A 23686-nucleotide genomic window follows, 5' to 3' on the forward strand; every position below is an offset into this window, starting at 1 on the left:
ATACTTTTACCAATCAATCCCTTGTTCTCGTAAATAATCTTGAGCACTTCCATCACCTAATCTGGCTGCTCTTTTATAATCTCTGAATGCTTCTATTCGTTTGCCTAATTCTTTATAAGCACTTCCACGAAGGTAATAAAGAAAGCCTTCCAGATGGTTTAGTTCTATGGCTTTGGTATAGTCAGCTATAGCCTGGTTGTAGTTGCCTAAACCTTCATAAGCCAACCCACGAGTGCTATAAGCAAATGCATTTTTAGGGTCTAGTTCTATTGCCCTGGTGTAGTCAGCTATAGCCTGGTTGGAGTTGCCTAATTTTTCATAGGCAATTGCACGATTTTTATAAACAAAGGCATCCATAAAGTTCATAATGTGGTTTTGCCTTAGTTCTATGGCTTTGGTGAAGTCAGCTATAGCCTGTTTGTATCTTCCTAATTTGAGGTAAGCAAGCCCACGATTGTTATAAACCCATGCATTTTTAGGGTCTAGTTCTATTGCCCTGGTGCAGTCAGCTATAGCATACCCATAGTTATATGAGTTATAATGAGCAACTCCAAGCGACACGTAAATCTTTGGATCTTTAGGGTCCAGTTCTATGGCTCTGGTGTAAGCATTTACGGCATCCTTATATTTCTTTGCTATCAAATAGGCAGATCCCTTCTCAAACCAATCCGTTGCACTTAGTCCTTTTACAGCCTCGTTGTATTCCCCCTGTTTTTTTGTGTCACCTTTAGCCAATGCCAGCTCACTCTTTAACCTCTCCATCTCCTTCAGATACTCTGCTGCTTTTCTCCTTGTCTCCTCAAGCTCCTTTGTCTTCTGATGGTCTTTTCGTAAAGAGTCAACAGACTTTATTACCTCATCAGGGTCAGCTTCAATCTTAGCCTTCAGCCAATATGTCTTACCATCCCATGTCTCTTTTACTATCTCTGTCCTTACTATCCCCGCTGTCAGGGTTATAATCTGGTCCTTTGTCAACTTAAAATCCTTTATCTCTGTCCTGCTCTCAAGATACGTCCCCAACTCCTCTAAAAGCAGCCTTTTGACCTGCTCTAAAGCAATAGCCCTGCATGAAAGTTTACTGTCAGCCTCACTCGCCTGGTAGGTGTACTCTCTTTCAAAGGTCACCTGTTTAGCTATTGATAAGTCAGTGGAAAGCAAGACCATCCAGATACTGAATGAATATAGTAAGAAACTTCTTAGCCTATGGTTGCTACTGGAATTCATTTTAAACCTCTTTATTTCTGGGTACGTATTGTCAAAAGTTTTTTGTATACTCACTCTGATGTAACTCTCGTGTCATTCCACCCCCTTCGCTACTTGTCATTTCGAGCGCAGCGAGAAATCTGTCTGTTCGCTCATATTTTGCCCTGAACAAAGTGAAGGGGCAGGCTCAGGGATAAATCTCTCATGTCCATTCAAAACAAGCCTTTACCAACCTGAACTTAGGTCATCCCACTTTGGGTTCATAAGATTCACCAATTGATTTTTCTTCTCTCTTCGCCATTTCTTTATCTCTTTTTCTCTTTCAATAGCAGCATTTACATCTTGTGTTTCTTCAAAATAAACCAGCTTGTTCACTTTATTGTTCCAGTTTGTAAGTAAATAAACATAATATCTTCTTTCAGTCATGAGGAAAGATTTCTCCTAACGTCGAAACAAGGATTTCTCACTCCGTTCGAAATGACAATGTTAGGAGATCATAGGGGAGAGCATGGAGACGGTTCTCAAATTATCATTCATTTACAAGTAATTAGAAGATAATTATTGGCAATATTACCAAAAGGCACTTAAAAATCTTCATTTCTACATTCTATTCTTTAACCATAATACAGCCTCTCTTCAACAAAAAAGGCACCCTCCTCTTTACTCCCTGTAATCTCAGAAATTAAGGAAAGACGCCCTTCATAATCACCCCTTTTTGGTTAGGGTTCACAAAATTGTCACCGTTACTTAACCATACACTTACCTATACCTTAATTATCAGACAAAATCCAGTCTTTTTTCGTCTTTTTAAACTCTTTCCATTAGGCAACACGGGGGGCAAATTTTACAAAAACTATAGCTGGTTTTAAGTTGGTTGCGGAGAATAGATGGGCATAAAAAAGCCGGTGAGGGGTGGATAGCGTTTTCCCATTAGGAGGCTTGGGCTAAATGGAAGGGAATTAATTCATTAAAAACGAAATTACGTGGAAACTGTCTAATAGACACCAACGCTTTTATCAGATAATAAATTAACCAATCGTGCATAGGTGCACGGCGGGAGAGTAGTTGAGGTATTGATTCTTCATCATTGGTATCAAGAACCGTTTCAATATAGCTCAGAAGAACTTCTTTCATTTTATGCTTCAGTTGCTCAGGCGATTCGGCTTCTATTGCCAGATTAAAATCAAGACAAAGGCCAAACCAGCAGTTATCCTTTCTTTGATAGCCATAACACCGTAAAATAAGATTGTCTGGTTTTACATTTGCCATAAGCTGCCTCCACCATTTAAGGCTGTATAATAATATCGGTACCTATGCGATAAAGTCAAGAAGAATAAATATACCTCAAAGATGGTACTAATTCGGCAAGAATGAGATCATTAATAACAATTAGGTTTTCATCAATTAAGAAATCAAGTCTTTCAGACCTATTTCCACTTCTGAAATATTCTATCCATATGGATGTGTCTACTAGTACCGACATTGACGCCCTCTAATTGCGTTAATGTCAATGTCCAAATCTATCTTGCCTTTGAATTCTTTTAAGCCTGATATCTTTGATTTTCTTATTAAATCTTCTAAGGCAGTGATTATGACTTTGGTTTTTGTATTAATTCTAGTAGTTTTCATGGCCTCATCAATTAAGTCTTCGGGTATGTCAAGCGTTGTTCTCATAATTGTCCTCCTTATTATATGCATAAGCTTAATATTCTATACATACGCTGTCAAGTTTTCGTCGAACATTCTCAATATAGATTACGCTAAAAACTATTAAACGAAAAGCCCATTCTTCAACAAAAAAGGCACCCTTCCTTTTCCATCCCTCTAATCTCAGGAATTAAAGAAAGACGCCCTCATAATCACCTCTTTATGCTTAGGGTTCACAAAATTGTCACCGTTACTTAACCATACATTTACCTATACCTCAATTATCAGGCAAAATCCAGTCTTTTCTCACCTTTTCGTTCTCTTTCCACTAGGCAGTATAGGGGGATGTAGCGTTTGGTTAGACGGTGTTTTACCTTTGTTCATCTGTTGAACAGGGACTTGATAGCGCGTAAGAAACTCTCCGCAGCCTGAATCGACCGCTCCGCTTGTGGCTGAGACACATGTGCTGTGCCCCCATAATCCCCAACATTGCGTATTTCAAAAAGCCAGTTCAAATCCTTGCCCTGTTCCTTGCTCAATTTCCCCGTCTTGACAAATTGCTGATGAATCGAAGCAATGACCCCGCTATGCTTGCTGAAATCCAAACCCTCGTTCAGCAAAACCGCTGTGGCTCCGTAAAAGGCTGCATAATAAGCACGCGACGCTGCAAAATCGTGGTAGCCTTTGACAGCCAGGTCTTTAGACGCCTGGATAGATTGCTCTGCTCGTTCAAGATTGGCGGCGATTTCGTGCTCGTATTCTGGAGTCATACCAGTATTCCTTCCCGTTTTGCGTTTCGATAGAGTTGAATAGTTCCGCGCTCAAATTCATCCGGAGGAACGGGTTTGGCAGAAATAAGCTGCTCTGACTCTAACTGGATGGGATACAGCACATCTATAACTTGACGCAGTTCTGAAAAATAGTCGAAGGGTTTGCTTAACAAAACGAGCAAATCAATGTCACTCATTGAGTCAGCTTGGTTGCGTGCTACAGACCCATACAGAATCAGACCCTTGAGTTGAGAACCATAGTGGCTTTCAAGAGCTGCTTTGCATTTTCTCACTACTTCACTTATTGTTGCCATTTGAATCACCCTCTTTCAATTCGTGCCACCGTCTCTTTCAGTGTTTCTTCTTTTTAACGAATAAAAGAGCTCTCTCATTTCGACTGCGCCCATTGCCTTTTATTCCTTCTATCCCTCTCTATAAATCCTTCTTCATACTCAAAAGGCAAAGGCAATTTCCTTGCGGTTTTCAAAGTAGTTTTTCAATGTTTTTATGTCCATATTCTCCTTTTTTTCCGGCGGTTTCCCCGCTGTATAATATGGTGAAGTGTACCCGGTATGATGGCTCTTACTATCCGTGCCATCTTTGAAATCTTACCGACATCTTCTAAGAATGTCAAGAATTAAGCGTACAAGGAAAAGCAGATTTGAGTTGCAAATTTCGGATTGAGGTGTTACAAAAAAGTTCTGAAAAGGGGTACTTTTCCAAAGCTCTCAGAGCTATCACAGGAATTACATGGAGTATACTTCTTGAAGACTATAGAGAGATATTTCAGGGTTCAAAAAGAGAATATTGCGTTCATAAAGTTTATTCTCGAAGCCTATGATGGGATGGCAGTGATGAGAACATTAGACCCCTTTGAAGGTGTGGTTGAACTAATAATAGCCCCTGATTTTGAAAGGGAAGTGAACGAACTACTGGATAACCTGAGGGGCGAGTTTGAAGTGCAGCCCATTAACCCCCCAACAGATATAAAAGAGTTATAGCGTCAAATTTTTCCTTTCTCCCTATCCTTTGAATTTCTCAAATTCCTCTTTTAAGTTGACGATTTTATTCACTGCTACATCAAATATCCTTTTGCCTTTATCATCACTGGCTTTTTTAGGGTCACCCCAAACACCTGTAGGCCAGTATTTTCTTTTATCCCTTACCAAAAAATAAGGGGGCATCTGGGGGCAGGAACTCTCTCCCAACCCTTTCACCAGGTGTGGCTTTAAGTATAGTATCAGAGACGTCTCCAATTCCCCGGCATGACCGTCTCCCTCAGTCTCAATAACATCCAAACATTCCTTCTCGATCAGGTCAAATAATGAAACTACAGCAATATTTACTTCAGGGAGTTCATTGAGTAACAACTCTCCGACTTCAGTCAGGGAGGACATATGTGTTCCACCGGCATGACCGGATATTATTATAAAATTTCTCATCTTCTGGGTATAAAGGGATGTCACCATCTCTTTAACAAGACTCCTAAAGGTATCTCCTGAAATGTTAATGGTGCCTGGATGTTGGCTTGTACTGCGGCATAACCCGAAGAAAACAGGAGGGGCTACAAATACATCCACCTTCCTGGCTGCTTCTTTTACCATTTCATATACATGAATCATGTCTGTAGCCAGAGGAAGGTGGGGGCCGTGTTCCTCTGTGGTTCCGACAGGCAAAATAACTGTTTTAGTTTTTTTCAACCCTTCTTCAAATTCAGTCATCGTCATCTCCTGAATTATCATATTTGACCTCCGTTATGGGATATGTTTTTACTGGACATATACATGAACTTATTCTAACATCAAAACTTAATTATTAATATCACAGCAATTTCAGATGGTCAACATATCCCTGTAACCGTTCACGGTTCTCAGTTTAAAGTTCACGGTTTGTATTCAATGAATTATATAAAGCTTAGTAGCCTGTTTCATAAATACGGTCACATAAGAATAATCCACCCCCACCCTGCCCTCCCCCTTTGAGGGGGAGGGTTTGGGCGGGGGTGAAGCCGAAAATACGTTAGCGAATTTATGAACCGGGGTACTTAGATTCAAGTTTTTGCCAACTGTTAACTGCAAACCGTAAACTGTGAACGGATAACCGGATAAAATGAAATGAAGCCCAAAAACTCAAAGTATCCTGTCAAGAAGCTCGTTTTATGTGATTTTGATGGAACAATTACCAAGGAAGACGTCGGGTATGATTTTCTGAACAGGTTCACAAGGGAAAGCTGGGAAGACATTGATAGAGACTATCGAGCAGGTAAGATAGGCTCAAGGGATGCATATGCCAGAATTGCCAGACTGATAGTCGGCACAGAAGAAGAAATGGTGGATTTCATATGTCATCACTCAACATTGGATCCCTACTTTAAAGAATTCTATAACTCCTGTAAAGACAAGGAAATTGATTTCAAGATTGTAAGTGACGGCTTTGGTTTGTATATCAATGCATTGCTTAACTACCACAATATCAGTGATATTGAATACTTCGCCAATAGAATTATATTCAAGGGCAAAGATAGTATAGAGATAGAATTTCCCTTCTACAACCCTGAGTGTGGTAGTTGCGGGAATTGTAAAAGAACAATATTAAAAAGATTCCGGGGCCAATATGACCATATTATATTCATCGGTAACGGACTATCCGATAAATGCATCGCTGAAGAGGCTGATGAGGTATATGCAAAAGACACCCTTTACTCTCACTGTATCGAGAAGATAATCCCCTGTTGGAATTATAGCAACTTTTCAGATGCAAAGAAAATCCTATCCAAAGGTATCAGAGGAGTAATCTTTGATTTGGATGGGACGTTAATTAACTCTGTTGACTCGATCCATGAGGGGTTCAATTATGTTCTAAAATCTTTTGGCTATCAGCCGATTAAAATCAGTACATTAAAGGCACTATTTCAAAACTCTATAGTGAATACTATGAATCAACTCGTTAGTCCTGGTGAACTCGATGACGCAATGAGATTATTCAAGGAAAAATATATTGAACTAATAGCGGACACCCCGCCCCTGTTTTCGGATGTAAGACAGGTTGTTAAGAGCCTGAAGAATTCAGGGTTAGCTCTGGGAATAGCAACAAATATGGAAGGAAGATATGCCAAAAAAATCTTGAGACAATCAAAGATTGAAGGATATTTTGAAGCGGTAATTGGAGTTGATGACCATGGAAAACCAAAACCTGATCCAGATGTCATCTTTGATGCTCTAAGGGGCATGAACTTACCGGAGGAAGATGTGGTATTTGTCGGAGATTCAATGATTGACATTGAAACAGGCAAGAACGCAGGGGTTGATGTGTATGCTGTACCTACAGGGTTTGAAACGAGAGAGACTCTGTCGCTAAATATGCCCAGGAGGATATTGAACCGGTTGAAAGACCTGATAGAGATAGTTGAAGATAGGTTCCCTGATGAACAGTACTGCCGATTCATGTAAGTCAAAAGTAGCTATAGTAAAGTGTAAAGATTATCAGGAAGAAAAGGTCTATGAGGCTGTCAGGGAATCCGTTGACCTTCTGGGGGGAATTGGGGGTTTTATCAGGAATGGGGACAGGGTTTTACTCAAGCCCAACCTGCTTTCAGGCAAAACGCCAGAGAATGCTGTTACTACCCATCCAGCTGTTGTATCCGCGGTTGTCAGGCTGGTTAAAGAGGCCGGGGGAATTCCCTGTATTGGAGACAGTCCGGGCGTTGGAGGCCTAAAAAGGGTCGCTGAAAAGACTGGGATTAAAGAAGTCGTTGATACAATGGGGGTTAAGCTTGTAGAATTCGACAAGGTAGTAGACGTAAACAATAAAAAAGGGCATATATTTAAGAGGTTTGAAGTGGCTAAAGCCTTTTTAGAGGCTGACGTTATCATAAATCTTCCCAAACTCAAGACACACGGCCAGATGCTCCTTACACTCTGCGTTAAGAACAATTTTGGCTTTGTTGTGGGTAACAGAAAGGCAAAGTGGCACCTGAAAGCAGGGATAGATGTGAATTTTTTTGCCCAAATGCTTCTTGATCTTTATCTTCTGATCCAGCCTCAATTGACCATAATGGATGGGATTGTTGCAATGGAAGGGGACGGGCCCGGGAGTGGTACCCCCAGAAAGGTGGGGCTTATATTTGCGGGTATCGACTGTGTGGCCATTGACACTGTGATATGTCAAACCCTTGGCATTCCGTCAGACGATATTTATACCATCAGGGCAGCAAGGCAGAAAGGGATAGGCAAAACTGACTTAAAAGAAATTAATGTGCTGGGAGAGGATTTGAAAAAGATAAATATAAGAGATTTTAATCTGCCAAAAACCCATGATATCGGATTTCGTATTCCCAAATTTCTGTCCAATTTTTTAAAGAATATTATGACCTCAATGCCAGAAATAGATTACACAAAATGCAGATTATGCCAGGTTTGTGTTGATTCATGTCCCTCCCAAACTATGAAGACTGCAAATGGGAAGATAAACATAGATTATAAGACCTGCATCAGATGTTTTTGCTGTCAGGAACTTTGCCCTGAAGGGGCAGTAGGTATAAAACGAGGTTGGTTATCGAATATCCTGTAACATACCTGTTAAAATGCAACTTTGCACTTTGTATTTGACGATATGAGATATAGATGGTAGTTTTTAGAAGATATAGAGCCGAAACCTGTAAAACACTAGAAAGGAGATAATCTGTGGAACAGATAAATATCAATCTGAAGAAAGAACAGGAAGCTTCTCTGGCTCGGCCACGCTACAAATACTCACTGGCAGCTCGATGTTTTTTTCTCTCAATGGACCTGGTTACAGGCAGGAAAGTGACCCTTGCTAAAACAAAGCTTATCGAAACACTTGCCAGCATTCCCTATCGGGCATGGGAAATTCGTCAATATGCACGTATGACACAGCATTATCGAAACCAGGAGATGGTGCAACATGCCCGCAGGATCATGGTATGGGGACGGGAAGCACAGGACAACGAATATTGGCACTTGCTTGTTATTAATGAGAAAATGAAAGAAGATGGCATTAAGGACCCGTGGTACTTATTCCCTGTTATACCCTTTGTGATGGTCTGCTTTTATGTTATGTTAACACGGACAATGGCACTGCTTAATATCCGCAGGGCATTCCTGTTTAATGCAGAGTTCGAAGATCACGCCGAACACGTGTATGCGCAGTTTGTTAAAGAAAACCCCGAATGGGAAAAACAGTCTGTCAATAATGAGCTGGTAAAACAGTACGGCGTTTTTAATACTTGGGCAGATGTGTTCAGGCGCATTGGACTTGATGAACGCGACCACATGAACAGCAGTTTTTTATTCTGTGGTAAACCCGAAAACATTGTAGAATACGATGGCATGCCGATAATTAAATAGCCTGGTTCTTCCGCGTAATCTGGATTATCGACATCCCCCTTCTGACAGTTGTTCTAGATTTTGTGCCCAATTACCTGGGACACTTTTGTATAATTGTATAAATATAAAGGAGGTTTTTTTCAATGCCTAAAGATCTATGGAATGAGAAAATGGAGACCATCTCCCGGGAAGAACTGGAGAGAATAAGGCTGGAAAGGTTGGGCATCCAGTTAAAGTACTGCTACAGTCATTCTGAATACTATAAAAAGAAATTTGACGAGGTTGGGTTCAAGCCGGAAGACATCAATAGCTGGGAAGATTTCCGGAAGCTGCCGGTTCTCATGAACAAAGAGGATGAGCGGGCGGGTCAGCAGGAATCCATGGAAAGGTTTGGACACCCCTTCGGGATGCATCTTTGTACCGCCCCTGAAAAAATCATATCAGCAAACGGCACTACCGGCACGACAGGGCTTCCTACCTTTACCTATTCCTTCACAAGGCAAGACCTCGATACACTTATTGAAGGTATGTGCCGCGTATACTGGCTTTTAGGCTTCAGACCCGGGAACAGAATACTCTATGCCTTTCCCTTGAGCGGAGGGATAAGCACAAGCGGGGGGATATGGATTAATCCGCTGCGGCATATGGGGTGCCTTCCTCTGGAGATTGGTGCCGAGGCGGGAATAGAACGCATACTGAGAATGGCTACACTGACCAATCCTACCGTCCTGATGGCTTCTCCATCTTTTGCTATGTCTCTTGCAGAGAAATGTAAAGAAGTGACGGGAAAGGAGATAAAAGAACTGGGGTTTAAGAAGCTTCTCCTTACCGGCGAACCCGGACTCGGTATACCGGCTATTCGCGGGAAGATGGAGAGCGCTTATGCTGCAAGGTGGTATGAGTGGACGGGGGTTATGGGAGAAACACTGTGCGGGTCATGTGATGCGGAACAATACCAGGGGGTCCACGAGGTTATTCCCGAAACACACATTTACCTTGAAGACCTCATTGACCCGGTTACTAAGAAATCTATCGAGGTGAGAGACGGAGCCACCGGCGAGGGAATTTTTACCTCTTTGCATCGTGAAGGAACACCTTACATCAAATATGCCTATGGCGACATAATCCAGGTCTTTACCAAGCCATGTGAGTGCGGTTACCCTGGTCCTGGGTACAGGTACAGGATTATGGGAAGGATTGATGATATGCTGGTTGTAGACGGAACAATGGTTCTCCCGTCAATGGTAAAGAATGCTGTCACCTCTTTTGTACCCAGAGTGACCGGTGAGATGCGGATAGTTCTGACTGAGAAGCCCCCCTATTTAAAGTCACCCTTAAAGCTGAAGTTAGAACATGGGACTGATATTGTATTTGAGACTATGGAAGATCTATCAAGAGAGATAAAGGTGAAAATACAAAGGGACCTAAATATTTCATGTGAAATCGAGTTCCTCCCCCCGGGTTCTCTGGAACGGTCCGCGTGGAAAACCCCAATTTTTGATAAAAAATATGAGTAGAAGCAGGGTGAATACAGGGGGCAGAGAGAAGGGCAGTATTTTTATCTGGTTTGAACAATACGGCATGAATAAATAGGAGGGGAAAGCATGATAAAAGATATCCTCAAGAGCAACGCGAGAAGGTATCCTGATAAAACAGCAATAATTTTCAAAGATACAAGGTATACTTACAGGGAATTTAATGACCGTATCAATAGGCTTGCAAATGGACTGGTCAATTCTGGATTGAGGAAGGGAGATTGGATAGCTATAGTTACTGATGACTGCATTCAGCAGGTGGAGATATTTTGGGCAGGGGCAAAGACTGGAATAGTATCATCTATTCTCAACCCTGGTATATCCGATAGGGACCTTTCCCACATTATCGGCAATGGCAATGCCAGTGCGGTCGTGTGCAGTTATAAATATAAGGACAAAATCGAATCTCTGCGCCCCCAGCTCGGGAGTGTAAAAGAGTTTATCCTGTTTGGGGCATCAGGCGGGAAAGGCTTTAAAAGCTATGATAGCCTTATTTCGTCATCGTCTCCCCAGGAACCAGAGGCTGAAATCAGTGAAGACGATTTGCTATACTTTGCCAATACGAGTGGAACAACGGGGCTACCAAAACAGGTAATGCATACATATAAGAGCCTGCTTGCAACAGCCCTTATGGATCTGAATGCTCTGAATTACGATATCAGGGCAGGGAATGTTTTCCTTGTTGCAGCTCCTCTATTTTGGGGTTATATGATTGCCCGAACATCAATTCCCCCCTTCTATGCAGGTTGTCCGTTGGTTATCCCACCTGATTTTACACCTGAGGGTCTTCTCGAGATTATTCAAAGAGAGCGCGTAACAAACATCCTCACGGGCACAGCCTTTTTTCAACCTATCATTGACTACCCTGGCTTAGAAAAATATGACTGCTCCAGCTTGCGCAATATATTTACCTACGGATATTTTCCTCCGGAAATATGGCAAAAGGCAATAGAACTTTTTGGGCGCATCTTTCTTTTAGGTTATGGTCTCAGTGAGATAGGGCTGATCTCTCTACTCCCTCCTGACGACTTCATCTTTGAGGGTCCCCAGGAGAAAGTAAAGCGTGTAAGGTCCTGCGGAAAGGAGGGATTTTGTGTTGAGGCAAGAGTAATAAATGACCAGGGAGAAGACGTTAAGCCAGGCGAGGTTGGTGAGGTTATTGCTAAGGCGGACAGTCTGATGAAAGGTTACTGGAACAATCCTCAGGCAACAGGGCAGACTATACGGAATGATTATATCTATACCGGGGATTTAGCCACAATAGATGAAGACGGATATATTTTCCTTGTGGGCAGAAAGAAGGACAGCATTACTACCCAGGGAAAGATGCTCCTGCCCCTTGAAATAGAGGAGGTCATCTTGCAGCATCCACAAGTTCTTGAGGTGGCAGTAATAGGCGTGCCAGATAAACAGCTGGGGGAGGCAGTTACAGCAATAGTGGTAAAAAGGAATGGTGACATCACTGAAGAAGAGATCATTGAACTTTGTCGGGGAAAACTCCCCGACTATGCTGTTCCCCGGTCTGTAGATTTCGTCGAAAGCTTACCCAAGACTGGCTCAGGCAGGGTGCAAAGATACAAATTACGAGAGAGATACTTATAGCTTCAGTGGCTAATGGTTTATATAACAATAAAAAAGGGGCTTATCCTCAATATTGAGGGAACAATGACCACCCTTTGAATGGAGGATGAAAAATGGAAGGAAAGGTAGAGTTTTTAAAGAGTAAGCTTGTTTCAAAGGCAGTTCGCAATGTCCGAACAGGTTATGAGAAGGATGAAGCAGGGCGAGGGATGTACCGTCCTGAGGTCAAATTAGACTTACAGAGGTCGCGTCTTCTTACGGAGTCGTATAAAGAGACAGATGGAGAGCCTATGGTTATACGAAGGGCTAAGGCACTGGAAAACATCCTTACAAAGATGAATATCTATATACAGGAATGGGAAAGGATTGTTGGTAATCATGCTGCCACTCCTCAAGGGATCTATTACGGTATTGATCAGAACTGGCGTTCGGTAAAGAGGATAGTGAGTGGTGAAGAAGGCCAGACTCTTCTCGATGATGCTGGTAGAAAGGAGTTAGCAGAGCTTTGCGAGTACTGGAAGGGAAAGTCAATGAGTGACCGGCAGCAAGAGATGTTTACAGGAGATACGTTGGGTAAATACTGGAAATATGAGGGGACATTTCTCTGGACTCACTGGTCTGAATTGGGCATTCCCAATTATGAAAAGGTATTGAGAATCGGACTGAAAGGGATAATCAAGGAGGTGGAGCATAGGCTCATAGAGATCGACCGAACAGTCCCTCTGGACTACATCGATCAGAAGGAATTTCTTCAGGCGGTTCTCATCTCTCTGAAAGCGGTTGTGAGGTTTGCAAATCGTTATGCTGAGAAAGCCCGTGAAATGGCCGCAAAGACTGTTGATCCAGCCGATAAGAAGCGACTGGAGGAAATTGCAGATACGTGCCAATGGGTCCCCGAGAATCCACCCCGGTCGCTGCTTGAGGCATTACAATCATTCTATTTTAGTCATGTCGTGAGGTACATAGAATTTTCCTCTTTGGGTGTCGGAGTACGGTTCGATAAAGTCTTCGGGTCTTATTATGAAAGAGATCTTGGAGCCGGCAGAATCACCAGGGATGAGGCACTGGAGCTCATGCAGCTTCTGTGGGTGAAGTTTCAGGAACTGGGGACTACGTATTCGCCAACAGTATCAAGTGTGTATGGAGGTGTAGCATCCCTTCAGGGAATTACCCTTGGGGGAGTTGATGATAAAGGGGAAGACGTTACCAACGAAATGACATATCTGGTTCTAGAGACGGCAAAGACTATGAGGCTGCTGGAGCCGAGTATTGCATTACGGTATCATGATGGCACCCCGGACAATCTTCTTTCGGAAGTCACTGACGTTATCCGTACAGGCATAGGATATCCTTCCCTGTTCAATGATAAATCCTTAATTCCGGCTCTGGGCAAGTGGGGTGTCCCCCTTGAAGAAGCACGAGACTATGGTATAACTGGATGTGTCTACCTGGAGATTCCAGGGAAAAATATTGCGCGAAGGGCTATAGGGTATTTTGTGCTTCCTAAGTGCCTGTGGTGGGCTCTTCACCAGGGCGTGGACCCCAAAACAGGGGAACAATACGGAGCACCAACCCCTGACCCCAGAACCTTCCAGTCAGCAGATGACTTGATGGACGCCTATCTGGAACAGTTACGCTTTTTCTGGGGCAAGTTCGTCGCGATAGAAAATATATGTCGTTCTCTATACGAGAAATATCTGCCGAGACCGTTTTATTCGGCTCTGTTAGACGGATGTATCGAGAAGGGCAAGGATACCAGGCAATGGGCATATCCATCTATGATTCATGATCTTGGTATAATTATCGGCCCAACCAATGTTGCCGATTCTATTACTGCTGTCAAGAAGGCTGTTTTCGAGGATAAAAAGGTTTCGATGGATGAGCTTATCAAAGCCATGGACAACAACTGGCAGGGGTTTGAGGATATACAGCAGATGATGATTCAGGCGCCTAAATATGGAAATGACTGTGATTATGCTGATGAGATTGCCGTCGAAGTGCACCATAGGACTTCCGAGGTAATAGCTGAATTTACGGATCGGTTTGGGAATCGCTGTAAAGGTGACGGAAGCGGCGTTTCGGCCACGTATGGGCTTGCTCATGATACCCCTGCTACGCCTGATGGGAGAAGGGACGGAGATCCGTTTTCTGATTCAACTCTGGCTCCGATCCAAGGGGGAGATCATAAAGGACCTACGGCGGTGCTGAAGTCAGCCAGCAAGATAAGTACGGAGAAGACATATAATCATCTTCTTAACCAGAAGTTTCTGCCCTCGGTTCTTGAAGGGGATACAAAGCAGAATTTTCTCAGCTATTTGAAAACATGGGGGGATCTGGGTATAAGTCACATCCAGTTCAATGTTGTAGATCATAAGACGCTCTTGGCTGCTCAACAAAAGCCAGAGAATTACCAGGATCTTATAGTGAGGGTAGCGGGCTACAGCGCCTATTTTGTGGATTTGAGCAAAGGACTGCAAGACTCTATTATCAAAAGAACCGAACAGAATTTCGGATAATAGTTGTACCGCCTTATGCCATGGGGCGGGTCAAAACGATGCTTTTTACAGAAGCTCCCATTAATAACTGGAGAACACCTCTCCATTGTTATAGGTTTTTTAAATACGAATGGAAATGCAAACTAACTCAATATTACATTTATATCCATTACAGGAGGGTACCATGAAAAAATTATTGGTTGTTTCGTTCACATTATTAATGAGTTGTCTTTTATCAGTGGGAGCAGGGACAGGCTATTCAAAAGAGGTTAGAGGAGTAACTGATGATACCATAAAGATCGGGGTCATGATGGGTCAGACCGGCCCAACCGCCGACAGCGGGATTCCATATGCTGCTGCTGCCCAGAACTACTTCAGGTATATTAACGAGGCTGGAGGAATCCATGGAAGAAAGGTAAAGGTTCTTGTTGAAGATGAGAGATACAGCATACCCATAGCTATTGCTGCCTTCAAGAAGCTTGTATACAAAGACGAAATATTGGCGCTGTTGGGCGCAGGAGGAACAACACCTGTAGTTGCATTATACCGATCGATAGAAAAGGAAAAGGTGCCGACACTTCCAGTCAGTCTCGCTGAAAGCAACATAAAGCCCCAGAAGAGGTATATATTTATTCCCGGTGGGACATATAATGAAATGATGTACGTGCTTTGTGATTACATAATGAATGATCTCCCTTTTAAGAAACCAAGGATAGCCGTGGTAGTACCTGATCATGAAGCCGGTCGTCAGGACTTTAATAGCTTCGTGGAAAGGTTAGAGCAATACGGGATCAAATTGGCAGACAAAGAAATTGTGAATTTTGGAGCTATTGAAGCCACCACCCAGGTACTCGCCATTAAAAAGGCAAACGTCGATTGTGTGGTAATTGGTGGCTCAGTCGTTCAGAACTGTAATGTACTTCTCAGGGAACTAAAAAAATATGGTCTGGCGATACCGGTGCTTGGAAGCTGGGCCACATGTACCGAGTACCTGGTTGAGGTAGCGCGTGATGCCGCTAAGAACTACTATGGCACTACTAAATTCGCCTCGTGGTATGATGAGGGCTCTGGAGTGAGGCTAATGAGGGAGATAACAAAAAAGTATAAAACCAGTGAGATGAAGTTATTCACAGGCCGGTTGTACACTGCGGGATGGTTTACTTCTATGGTGGCGGTTGAAGGTATGAAGAGAGCAGGAAGAGATCTGGATGTAGAAACTTACGTAGGTGGCTTTGAATCTATGAGGAATTTTGACAGCGGAGGTATATCAGCCCCTATCACGTACGGGGAAAATAACCATTACGGAAATAGAAGCTGGAAAGTATATAAGGCTAATGTGGAAAAGAAGATTCTAGAGCCTGTTACGGATTGGAGAGACCCCAAGCACCTCAAGTAGTTGAGGTATGCCGGTGGGGAAAACTGTTTACTCTATTCACCAAACAAAAAAGGGGTGAGCAATTGAATAGCTTACCCCTTAATGCTCGTGGTGCCGAGACCCAGAATCGAACTGGGGACACGAGGATTTTCAGGAATTTGCAATTGCCGAACAAGAGATAACAGGATAAAATAAGAGCAAAGAAATTAACTACTTAGCTCTTACCTGTTATATCTTCTTTTTTGTGGATTTGGCTTGTTATGGTAGCAAAATGGTAGCAGAAAAAAGACCCCCTGGGGGGTATGGCCCGATGTGGGGTGGATAAGTTTCATACTTTCGCCCCGTACGTTTTTTTCGAAATTTTGCCTCCTATATACAACCTTATAAAAACGGGCTCAGAAAAGGCGAAAAAAGACTGGATTTTGACTGATAATTGAGGTATAGGTAAGTGTATGGTTAAATGACAGTAATGAGTTTCTAATTCTAATCATAAAGGGGTGATTATGAAGGGCGTCTTTCTGAATTCTCCAAGAATGTAAGGAGTAAAGAGAAAAACGCTTTTTTTGTTTAAGAATGACCTGTTCAATTCTCAAAATATACATAATTTGCGTAATATTTTAAAATACGCTCTTCGATGTGTTTACTAAAACTTTATATTCCATTTATATACATTAAACTCTTTGCCGAAAGGCGAAGTTTTTTACCATTCTTTGAATGGAACAATAAAGAAGGGAGATTTTGTATGCGGATGAGAAAGGATGTATTGTTGGCAGTTGGGTTGTTGGTGAGTATTTTTTTGATTTACGGCTCTTTTAGCCACGCAAAAGATGTGAGGGGTGTTACAGATAAGCTGATAAAAATAGGCACCATAATGGACCATACAGGTCCTGCTGCAAGTTCCACAGTCCCAATGGATAAAGGCATCCAGCATTATGCCAGATATATTAATGAACTTGGGGGTATTCACGGAAGAAAGTTACAAATTATTTCAGAAGATGACCACTATTCAATACCTACCGCCGTTGCGGCATATAAAAAATTAGTTTTCAAAGACAAAATATTTTCATTAATAGGTCCTGGTTCAGGGAGTTTTGTCCCGCCCTTAGTGAATAGATGGCAGAACGATAAGTTGCCGACTATGTGTTTGCCATTCACTGAACTTGCTGTAGAGCCTTTTAAAAAATATGTATTTATTGCCGTTGAGACCTATGAGCGGCAGATGATGGCTCTTACAGACTACCTGGTTAAAGACTATAAGTTAAAGAATCTGAGGATTGGGCTAGTACATCCTGATACCGAGGCTGGTAAAGGCGATGCGAAGGCCGTTCTTTCGAGGCTGAAGGAATATAATATAGAACCTGTAACAGAAGAGATAACGATAGTGGGTGGACTTGATGTAAGCACACAGGTGATGAGTTTGAAGAGGAAAAATGTCAATTGTGTCATGAATGTCGGAGTAATGGCCTCGATGGCTGTTACCCTGCTCAGGGATTTAAAGAAGTTTGGATTAAAGGTGCCGGTCTTCAGTAACTGGGCGATAATGCTTTCTGATGAGGTAACTGAACTTGGTGATGCTGCAGGTCAGTCCTATATATCAAGCGGCCTCGTTCCGTGGTATGCTGAAGGACCAGGGGTAGAAGAGATGAGGAAAGTCACATTGAGGTATTTACCCGGAGCAGATAAGGCTTATGGTGGTACAGGACATACTTACGGATGGGGGAAGTTAAGAATTTTAAGCGAGGGGATAAGAAGGGCTGGCAAAGACCTTGATGAAGACGGATTAATAAAAGCCCTTGAGAGCCTTAATAATTATGATACCGGTGGAGTCCTTGCTCCTATAACGTATACCTCGAAAAGCCACAGAGGAGCACAGGGGACAAGGATCTACAGAGTAGATCCTCTCAAGAAAAAATTTATCCCTGTAACAGAGTGGAAGAAAGTGGATTGATCGTTGCTTAAATAACTGGGTAGGAAGAGTAGTCTCTTAAGGATGCCGAACAAGAGATAACAGGATAAAATAAGAGCAAAGAAATTAACTAGTTAGCTCTTACCTGTTATCTCTTCTTTTTTGTGGATTTGGCTTGTTATGGTAGCAAAATGGTAGCAGAAAAAAGACCCCCTGGGGGGTATGGCCCGATGTGGGGTGGATACGTTTTATATATCCACCCCACACATTTTTTTAATTCAACTTTTCCCCACCATACTAATCAATGAATTGCTAAATTCATTCATTTGATTTAAATTATAATTGTTAATATACAATAATTATTGTATAGTTATACAATGTCGTCTTTAAAAGTTCATTCATCTAAAATATTGGATATTTATTCTGCATCTTCGGAAACCGAGCTTCTATTACCGATAGTTCCAGGGGGGATTAGCGCAGGATTTCCTTCACCTGCACTGGATTTTGTAGACCTTTCAATCGACCTGAATAAACACCTTATTAAACATCCTGCGGCAACTTTCTATGGGCTGGTGAAAGGTTCTTCTATGCAAGATGCTGGAATTGGTAATGGTGATTTATTGGTGATAGATAAAAGCATTGAGCCTGCTGATGGTAAGGTTGCGGTTTGCTACATCGACGGAGAGTTTACTATTAAAAGAATAAAAATCGAAGAAAATACCTGTTGGTTACTTCCGGCAAATGAAGACTATAACCCCATAAAAATAACACCTGAGAATGATTTTCTTGTATGGGGCATTGTAACGCACGTCATTAAATCCTTCTGATATATGTTTGCATTAGTGGACTGTAATAATTTCTACGTTTCCTGTGAAAGGGTATTCCGCCCTGACCTTATAGGGAAACCTGTAGTTGTCTTATCTAATAATGATGGCTGTGTAATAGCCAGAAGTAATGAAGCAAAAGCAGTTGGCATCCCCATGGGCACACCCGCCTTTCAAAATGAAGGACTGTTTAAAAAAAATGGCGTCCATGTCTTCTCTGCAAATTTTCCTTTATACGGCGATATGAGCCAGCGGGTAATGAGCATCTTAAGCGACTGCTCACCGGAGATCGAAATTTACAGCATAGACGAAGCGTTCCTGCAGCTGAAAGGTTTTGAAAAATATAATCTGCAGGAATACGGGGAAAAAATGCGCCGCCGTGTCATCAAGTGGACTGGTATACCGATCAGCGTCGGTATCGCATCTACAAAAGCATTGGCGAAGGTTGCTAACCGTATTGCCAAGAAATTTCCTGAAAAAACTGCTGGTGTATATATAATCGATGATGAAGAAAAACGGGTCAAGGCATTAAAGTGGTTGAAAATCGAAGATGTTTGGGGTATCGGGCGGCAACATACTAAACGCTTAAATGCTGTCAATGTTAATACTGCCTTTGATTTTGTACAACTGGATGATGCATGGGTTAAGAAAAACATGAGTGTTGTTGGATTACGCCTGAAACATGATTTGCAGGGGATACCGACTTTAGCAATGGAATTACCACAACCTAAAAAAAGTATCGCTACTACCCGTTCGTTTGATGAAAATTATATCGATTTTGATCGGCTAAAAGAAAGAATTGTTACGTTTGCGGTTTCCTGTGCTGAAAAACTTCGCCAGCAAAAATCCTGTTGTAACGCCGTTATGGTTTTTATACACACCAACGGGCATCGGGAGGATTTACCACAATATAGCCGTAACATTATTGTTAAGTTTCCATTTGCAACAAATTCCAGCATAGAACTGGCGAAATTTGCAACACAGGCATTGGAAAAAATATTCAGGGATGGATTTCATTACAAAAAAGCAGGTGTTATTGTAATGGACATTAGACCCGAAAACCAACATCAGTTAAAATTATTTGAAGACAGCAACCCGAAACATAAACCTATCATGCAGGCAATCGACAATATCAATGCTATTTTCGGGCAGCATACAATTAAACTGGGTTCACAAGATTTGGATAAAGTTTGGAAAATGAGACAGGAAAGATTGTCCCCGCGTTATACCACCGATCTTAACGAAATAATCACTGTACACGTCTAATGTGCTTTTTCTTTAAACAATCCAAGACTGCCGTTGAACTGTCTAATCGTTTCAACGCCGCGTTTGACAGTCCAGATTCTTTTTCGCCTTCTAACTACAACGGCTTCCAGTTTCCTAAAACGCCGGTGATTACCAATTCTGAAAAGACAAAAATTCAATTATTTTCCTGGGGACTGATTCCACATTGGGCAAAGGATACTGCAATCAGAAAGCATACCCTTAATGCCAGAATCGAAACCATTCACGAAAAACCCTCTTTCAGGGATTCCGTAAGTAAACGATGCCTTGTGCTGGTTGATGGTTTTTATGAATGGAAATGGTTAGATGAAAAAGGGAAACATAAACAAAAGTATTTGATATCCATGCCAACAGATGAACCATTTGCCTTTGCAGGACTCTGGAGCGAATGGGTGGAAAAGAAAACTGGTGAAATATATAAAACCTATACCGTCATTACCAAACCGGCAAATGCGTTCATGAGTGAAATACACAATTCGGCGAAACGGATGCCTTATATCTTAACAAGAAGCAATGAATTTGATTGGCTAAATGGGAAAAGGCTTCAAGATTTTGATGTCGAATTAAAAGCAATAGAAGTGGCGTTGTAAGATTGGCAGCAAAATGTTAGTAGAAAAATAACTGGGTACGGGGGGGTATGGGCAGAGGTGGGGTGGATAAGTTTTATATATTCACTACATACGTTTTTGTGAAATTTTGCTCCTTAATACAGCCTTGTAAGAAAAGCGAAAAAGGACTGGATTTCACATGATAATTGAGGTATAAGTAAGGATATGGTTAAATTCTTCAATTCAAATCGGGGGCAGGGTATTACGGCCTGTTCTGAGCTGTTATCAAAAGACCGGATTTATTAGTACGAAATCCCCAATTGATGGGTTCAAAAGGAAAGGAGGTACGTAAGTGAGCGAGAGGACACAGAGTCTGAAGAAAAACGTAGTGATCAAAACTCACCGATTGGTTTCCCGTGGCCTGGAAAGAGAGAGGGGAAGCAGTGAAGGAAGTCCCTTCCGTCAAGAGATGGAGGTAGGACTTTGCATGGATAGAGCGAGGCTCATTACAGAAGCCTACAAACAAAACGAACACGAGCCTATGGTTATAAAGAGGGCGAAAGCCTTTGTTCATATCTTGGAAAACATGACCATTTACATCGAACCCCGTCAAGTATTGGTAGGTAATTTTGCGAGTAGTCCGAATAAGGTAGCACACTACCCTGACCTCCAGTGGCGCTGGCTAGAAAAAACTATCTGCACCCCAAATGGCGCGTATAAGGATCTACTTTCTAATGAAGAAAAAGATGAAATGATCTCAATACACAAATACTGGAAGACGAGGGCGGTCCACGGTATGGAAAGAGACCTCATACCGGAGAGCTCGAAAGAACACCTTTTCTTCAAGGGACTTTCCTTCTGGGCCTATCAATGGGACATGGGCACTCCTAACTATGAGAAGGTTTTCACCATCGGACTCAATGGAATAGCCAGAGAAACAGACGAGAGGCTAAGACAATTAGATCAAGATTATGAAGCATTAATCATAAGCCCCAAGGACTATCTGGATCAAAGAAGAGACCTAACGGCGATGAGAATAACTTTGGAAGGTACCATCAAGTGGGCAGAAAGATATTCGCAACTGGCCATGGAAATGGCTGCCGATGAAGAGGATGGGGAAAGAAAAGAGGAGCTGGAGAAGATCGCAGATATTTGCAAGTGGGTTCCTGCCAACCCCTGCAGGACATTTCATGAAGCACTTCAGTGCTTTTGGTTCATCCATCTGCTTGTAGGATTTATAGAAGAACCTCAAGTAGGGAGCGGTACAAGATTCGACAAAATATTCTACCCTTTTTACAGAAAGGATCTCGATGCGGGCAGGATTACGAGAGATCAGGCACAAGAACTTCTTGAGCATATGTGGGTTAACTTCCTGAGCACAGGATTTCTCCACCCGCCTGTGTGGTCAGGTTCGGGCGGGGGAGGCCTTGGCTGGCAGACAGTTACGATCGGGGGGGTCGACAGCAAGGGTGAAGACATCACTAACGAAATCACCTATTTGGTTTTGGACTCCATTAAGGAAATTAATATGTTGCAGCCACCCCTGGCTCTAAGGGTTCATGAAAAGACGCCCCGAGAGCTGTTATTGAAAGCCACGGAGGTGCTCAGTACCGGTGTCTCTCAACCTGCCTTTTTTAACGACCGTTTTAATATCCCCAGACTTGTCAGCTTCGGTGTTCCAGAAGAAGAAGCAAGGGATTACGCTATTAATAGCTGTATGTGGCCCGTAATCCCGGGTAAAAACATAGTTCACAGAAATCCCACTGCTGGATCTGTTATGGTACCGAAAGCTCTGGAACTTGCGTTAAACCAAGGGAAGGATATAAAAACTGGTGAACAGCTTGGAGTCTCCACGAAAGATCCTTCCGACTTGAAATCGATTGATGAAATAATGGGTGCATTACTGGACCAGATTGATTTTGCCGCAAGGGGCCTTTTCTCTATATCAAACATAGCAAACAGATTGTATGAAGAGTACCTCCAAAGGCCGTTCCTTTCGGCCTTACTCGATGGGTGCATAGAAAGGGGCCAGGAATTGCGGAAGTGGACGTACATGCCATATAGTGACGTTATGATGATAGGAGGCATTAACGCTGCGGATTCATTAACGGCTATAAAAAAACTCGTCTTCGACGATAAGAAGTTAACAATAGAAAACTTAATAACTGCCTTAAAGAATAATTGGAAAGGCGCTGAAGAATTGCGACAGATGTGCCTGAATGCACCTAAATTTGGCAATGATGAAGATTACGCCGATTTGGTCGTTAAGGAATTGTACGAGAAGATTGCAGAAAGATTGAGTAGTATAAAGACGTACACGAGCGGTCAATGGGTTCCTGGAATAGTAGATGGAAGTGCGGCGACGCTCCATTATGGTTATTCCGGACTAACAGCCGCGACCCCTGATGGAAGATTTGCAGGGGAGACATTCGCGGATGGAAGTATTTCACCGATCATGGGAAGAGACAAGAACGGTCCAACCGCGGTCTTAATGTCATTATCTAAGTTAGACCATCGAAAACTCTGGAATACTTTACACAATCAAACGTTTTCTCCACTATATCTGCAAGATCAATTTGCCGGAGTGTTTACAGATTACCTGAGAACATGGGCAGACATAGGGAGTCACCATATTCAGTTCTCCGTTGTTGACAGTGAGACTCTAAAAGCCGCTCAAAAGCGACCCCAGGAATACCACGAGTTGATTGTGCGCGTCTGCGGCTTCTCTGCGTATTTCATTGACCTAAGTGAGGGCTTACAGAACACAATAATTGACAGAACATTACAGTGCATCGGGTAGCGAACGGCTGTATTCTCGATTCTCAACTGTTGTTAGCCGAGAAACTATCAATCGCAAGACGAGTGTCTGAGCGAATCGATGCCGTAGGCCTAGCGTCACGAGAGAATTGCCAAAATTGACTAGAGGGAGATACCCAAATGGCAGGGGGGGAGTATGGCCCGATGTGGGGCGAACAAGTTTCATACATTCCCCCTGTACGTTTTTTGTGAAAATTTAGCGCCCTTAATACAGCCTTGTAAGAAGAGCAAAAAAAGACTGGATTTTGCCTGATAGTTGAGGTATAGGTAAGTCTATGGTTAAGTAACAGTGATAATTTTATAAACCCTAATCACAAAGGGGTAATTATGAAGGCGTTTTTCTTTAGTTCCTGAGA

Annotated in this window: 21 protein-coding genes; 13 read left to right on the forward strand and 8 right to left on the reverse strand. The window is 42.5% G+C overall.

Annotation, left to right across the window (positions count from 1 at the left end; all coding sequences use genetic code 11):
• Positions 1-6: 6 nt before the first annotated feature.
• The 7 genes from AB1401_11205 to AB1401_11235 all read right to left on the reverse strand — a co-directional run bounded on the left by AB1401_11205 (position 7) and on the right by AB1401_11235 (position 3934).
• Entirely contained in the window at positions 7-1224 is a 1218-nt protein-coding gene (locus AB1401_11205; GenBank protein ID MEW6616016.1) for a tetratricopeptide repeat protein, read from the reverse strand.
• Between the two features lie 204 nt (positions 1225-1428).
• Positions 1429-1629: a hypothetical protein gene (locus AB1401_11210; protein MEW6616017.1), complete on the reverse strand. Its 201-nt coding sequence runs from the start codon at positions 1627-1629 to the stop codon at positions 1429-1431.
• 504 nt (positions 1630-2133) lie between these two features.
• Complete coding sequence (locus tag AB1401_11215) at positions 2134-2472, reverse strand: hypothetical protein (GenBank protein ID MEW6616018.1); 339 nt, start codon at positions 2470-2472, stop codon at positions 2134-2136.
• Between the two features lie 55 nt (positions 2473-2527).
• On the reverse strand, positions 2528-2686 hold the full coding sequence (locus AB1401_11220; GenBank protein ID MEW6616019.1) for a PIN domain-containing protein: 159 nt from the start codon (positions 2684-2686) through the stop codon (positions 2528-2530).
• Positions 2674-2877, reverse strand: coding sequence for a type II toxin-antitoxin system VapB family antitoxin (locus AB1401_11225; GenBank protein ID MEW6616020.1), 204 nt, complete (start codon positions 2875-2877; stop codon positions 2674-2676). Before AB1401_11225 ends, AB1401_11220 begins: the two co-directional genes overlap by 13 nt.
• A gap of 353 nt (positions 2878-3230) precedes the next feature.
• On the reverse strand, positions 3231-3620 hold the full coding sequence (locus AB1401_11230; GenBank protein ID MEW6616021.1) for a HEPN domain-containing protein: 390 nt from the start codon (positions 3618-3620) through the stop codon (positions 3231-3233).
• Entirely contained in the window at positions 3617-3934 is a 318-nt protein-coding gene (locus AB1401_11235; GenBank protein MEW6616022.1) for a nucleotidyltransferase domain-containing protein, read from the reverse strand. The genes AB1401_11230 and AB1401_11235 overlap by 4 nt, the downstream gene beginning before the upstream one ends.
• A 450-nt stretch (positions 3935-4384) precedes the next feature.
• Here AB1401_11235 and AB1401_11240 point away from each other — a divergent pair, with 450 nt between their 5' ends.
• A complete protein-coding gene (locus tag AB1401_11240; protein MEW6616023.1) occupies positions 4385-4621 on the forward strand; it encodes a DUF4911 domain-containing protein in 237 nt (78 codons plus the stop codon).
• 21 nt (positions 4622-4642) lie between these two features.
• Here AB1401_11240 and AB1401_11245 read toward each other — a convergent pair whose 3' ends face one another.
• Positions 4643-5341, reverse strand: coding sequence for a creatininase family protein (locus tag AB1401_11245; GenBank protein MEW6616024.1), 699 nt, complete (start codon positions 5339-5341; stop codon positions 4643-4645).
• A 393-nt stretch (positions 5342-5734) separates the two neighbouring features.
• On the opposite strand from AB1401_11245, the gene AB1401_11250 reads away from it, so the two are divergent.
• The 12 genes from AB1401_11250 (at position 5735) to AB1401_11305 (ending at position 23313) form a co-directional block, all read left to right on the forward strand.
• Positions 5735-7069, forward strand: a complete 1335-nt coding sequence (locus tag AB1401_11250; protein ID MEW6616025.1) for an HAD-IB family phosphatase — start codon at positions 5735-5737, stop codon at positions 7067-7069.
• Positions 7044-8189 (forward strand): DUF362 domain-containing protein, encoded by a 1146-nt coding sequence (locus AB1401_11255; protein MEW6616026.1) that lies wholly within the window; start codon positions 7044-7046, stop codon positions 8187-8189. Before AB1401_11250 ends, AB1401_11255 begins: the two co-directional genes overlap by 26 nt.
• 113 nt (positions 8190-8302) lie before the next feature.
• Positions 8303-8986 (forward strand): alternative oxidase, encoded by a 684-nt coding sequence (locus AB1401_11260; GenBank protein ID MEW6616027.1) that lies wholly within the window; start codon positions 8303-8305, stop codon positions 8984-8986.
• Positions 8987-9108: 122 nt separating this feature from the next.
• On the forward strand, positions 9109-10482 hold the full coding sequence (locus AB1401_11265; protein MEW6616028.1) for a phenylacetate--CoA ligase family protein: 1374 nt from the start codon (positions 9109-9111) through the stop codon (positions 10480-10482).
• A gap of 87 nt (positions 10483-10569) precedes the next feature.
• Positions 10570-12102: a class I adenylate-forming enzyme family protein gene (locus AB1401_11270; protein ID MEW6616029.1), complete on the forward strand. Its 1533-nt coding sequence runs from the start codon at positions 10570-10572 to the stop codon at positions 12100-12102.
• A gap of 92 nt (positions 12103-12194) precedes the next feature.
• A complete protein-coding gene (locus tag AB1401_11275) occupies positions 12195-14597 on the forward strand; it encodes a pyruvate formate lyase family protein (GenBank protein MEW6616030.1) in 2403 nt (800 codons plus the stop codon).
• A gap of 163 nt (positions 14598-14760) precedes the next feature.
• Entirely contained in the window at positions 14761-15972 is a 1212-nt protein-coding gene (locus AB1401_11280; GenBank protein MEW6616031.1) for an ABC transporter substrate-binding protein, read from the forward strand.
• A 721-nt stretch (positions 15973-16693) separates the two neighbouring features.
• Positions 16694-17899: an ABC transporter substrate-binding protein gene (locus AB1401_11285; GenBank protein ID MEW6616032.1), complete on the forward strand. Its 1206-nt coding sequence runs from the start codon at positions 16694-16696 to the stop codon at positions 17897-17899.
• Positions 17900-18234: 335 nt separating this feature from the next.
• Positions 18235-18684, forward strand: a complete 450-nt coding sequence (umuD, locus tag AB1401_11290) for a translesion error-prone DNA polymerase V autoproteolytic subunit (GenBank protein ID MEW6616033.1) — start codon at positions 18235-18237, stop codon at positions 18682-18684.
• A 3-nt stretch (positions 18685-18687) separates the two neighbouring features.
• Complete coding sequence (locus AB1401_11295; protein MEW6616034.1) at positions 18688-19947, forward strand: Y-family DNA polymerase; 1260 nt, start codon at positions 18688-18690, stop codon at positions 19945-19947.
• Complete coding sequence (locus tag AB1401_11300; protein ID MEW6616035.1) at positions 19947-20555, forward strand: SOS response-associated peptidase; 609 nt, start codon at positions 19947-19949, stop codon at positions 20553-20555. Before AB1401_11295 ends, AB1401_11300 begins: the two co-directional genes overlap by 1 nt.
• 310 nt (positions 20556-20865) lie before the next feature.
• A complete protein-coding gene (locus tag AB1401_11305) occupies positions 20866-23313 on the forward strand; it encodes a pyruvate formate lyase family protein (GenBank protein MEW6616036.1) in 2448 nt (815 codons plus the stop codon).
• Positions 23314-23686: the final 373 nt, after the last annotated feature.

The organism is Thermodesulfobacteriota bacterium (genome assembly GCA_040757775.1).
Lineage (GTDB): Bacteria > Desulfobacterota > UBA8473 > UBA8473 > UBA8473 > UBA8473.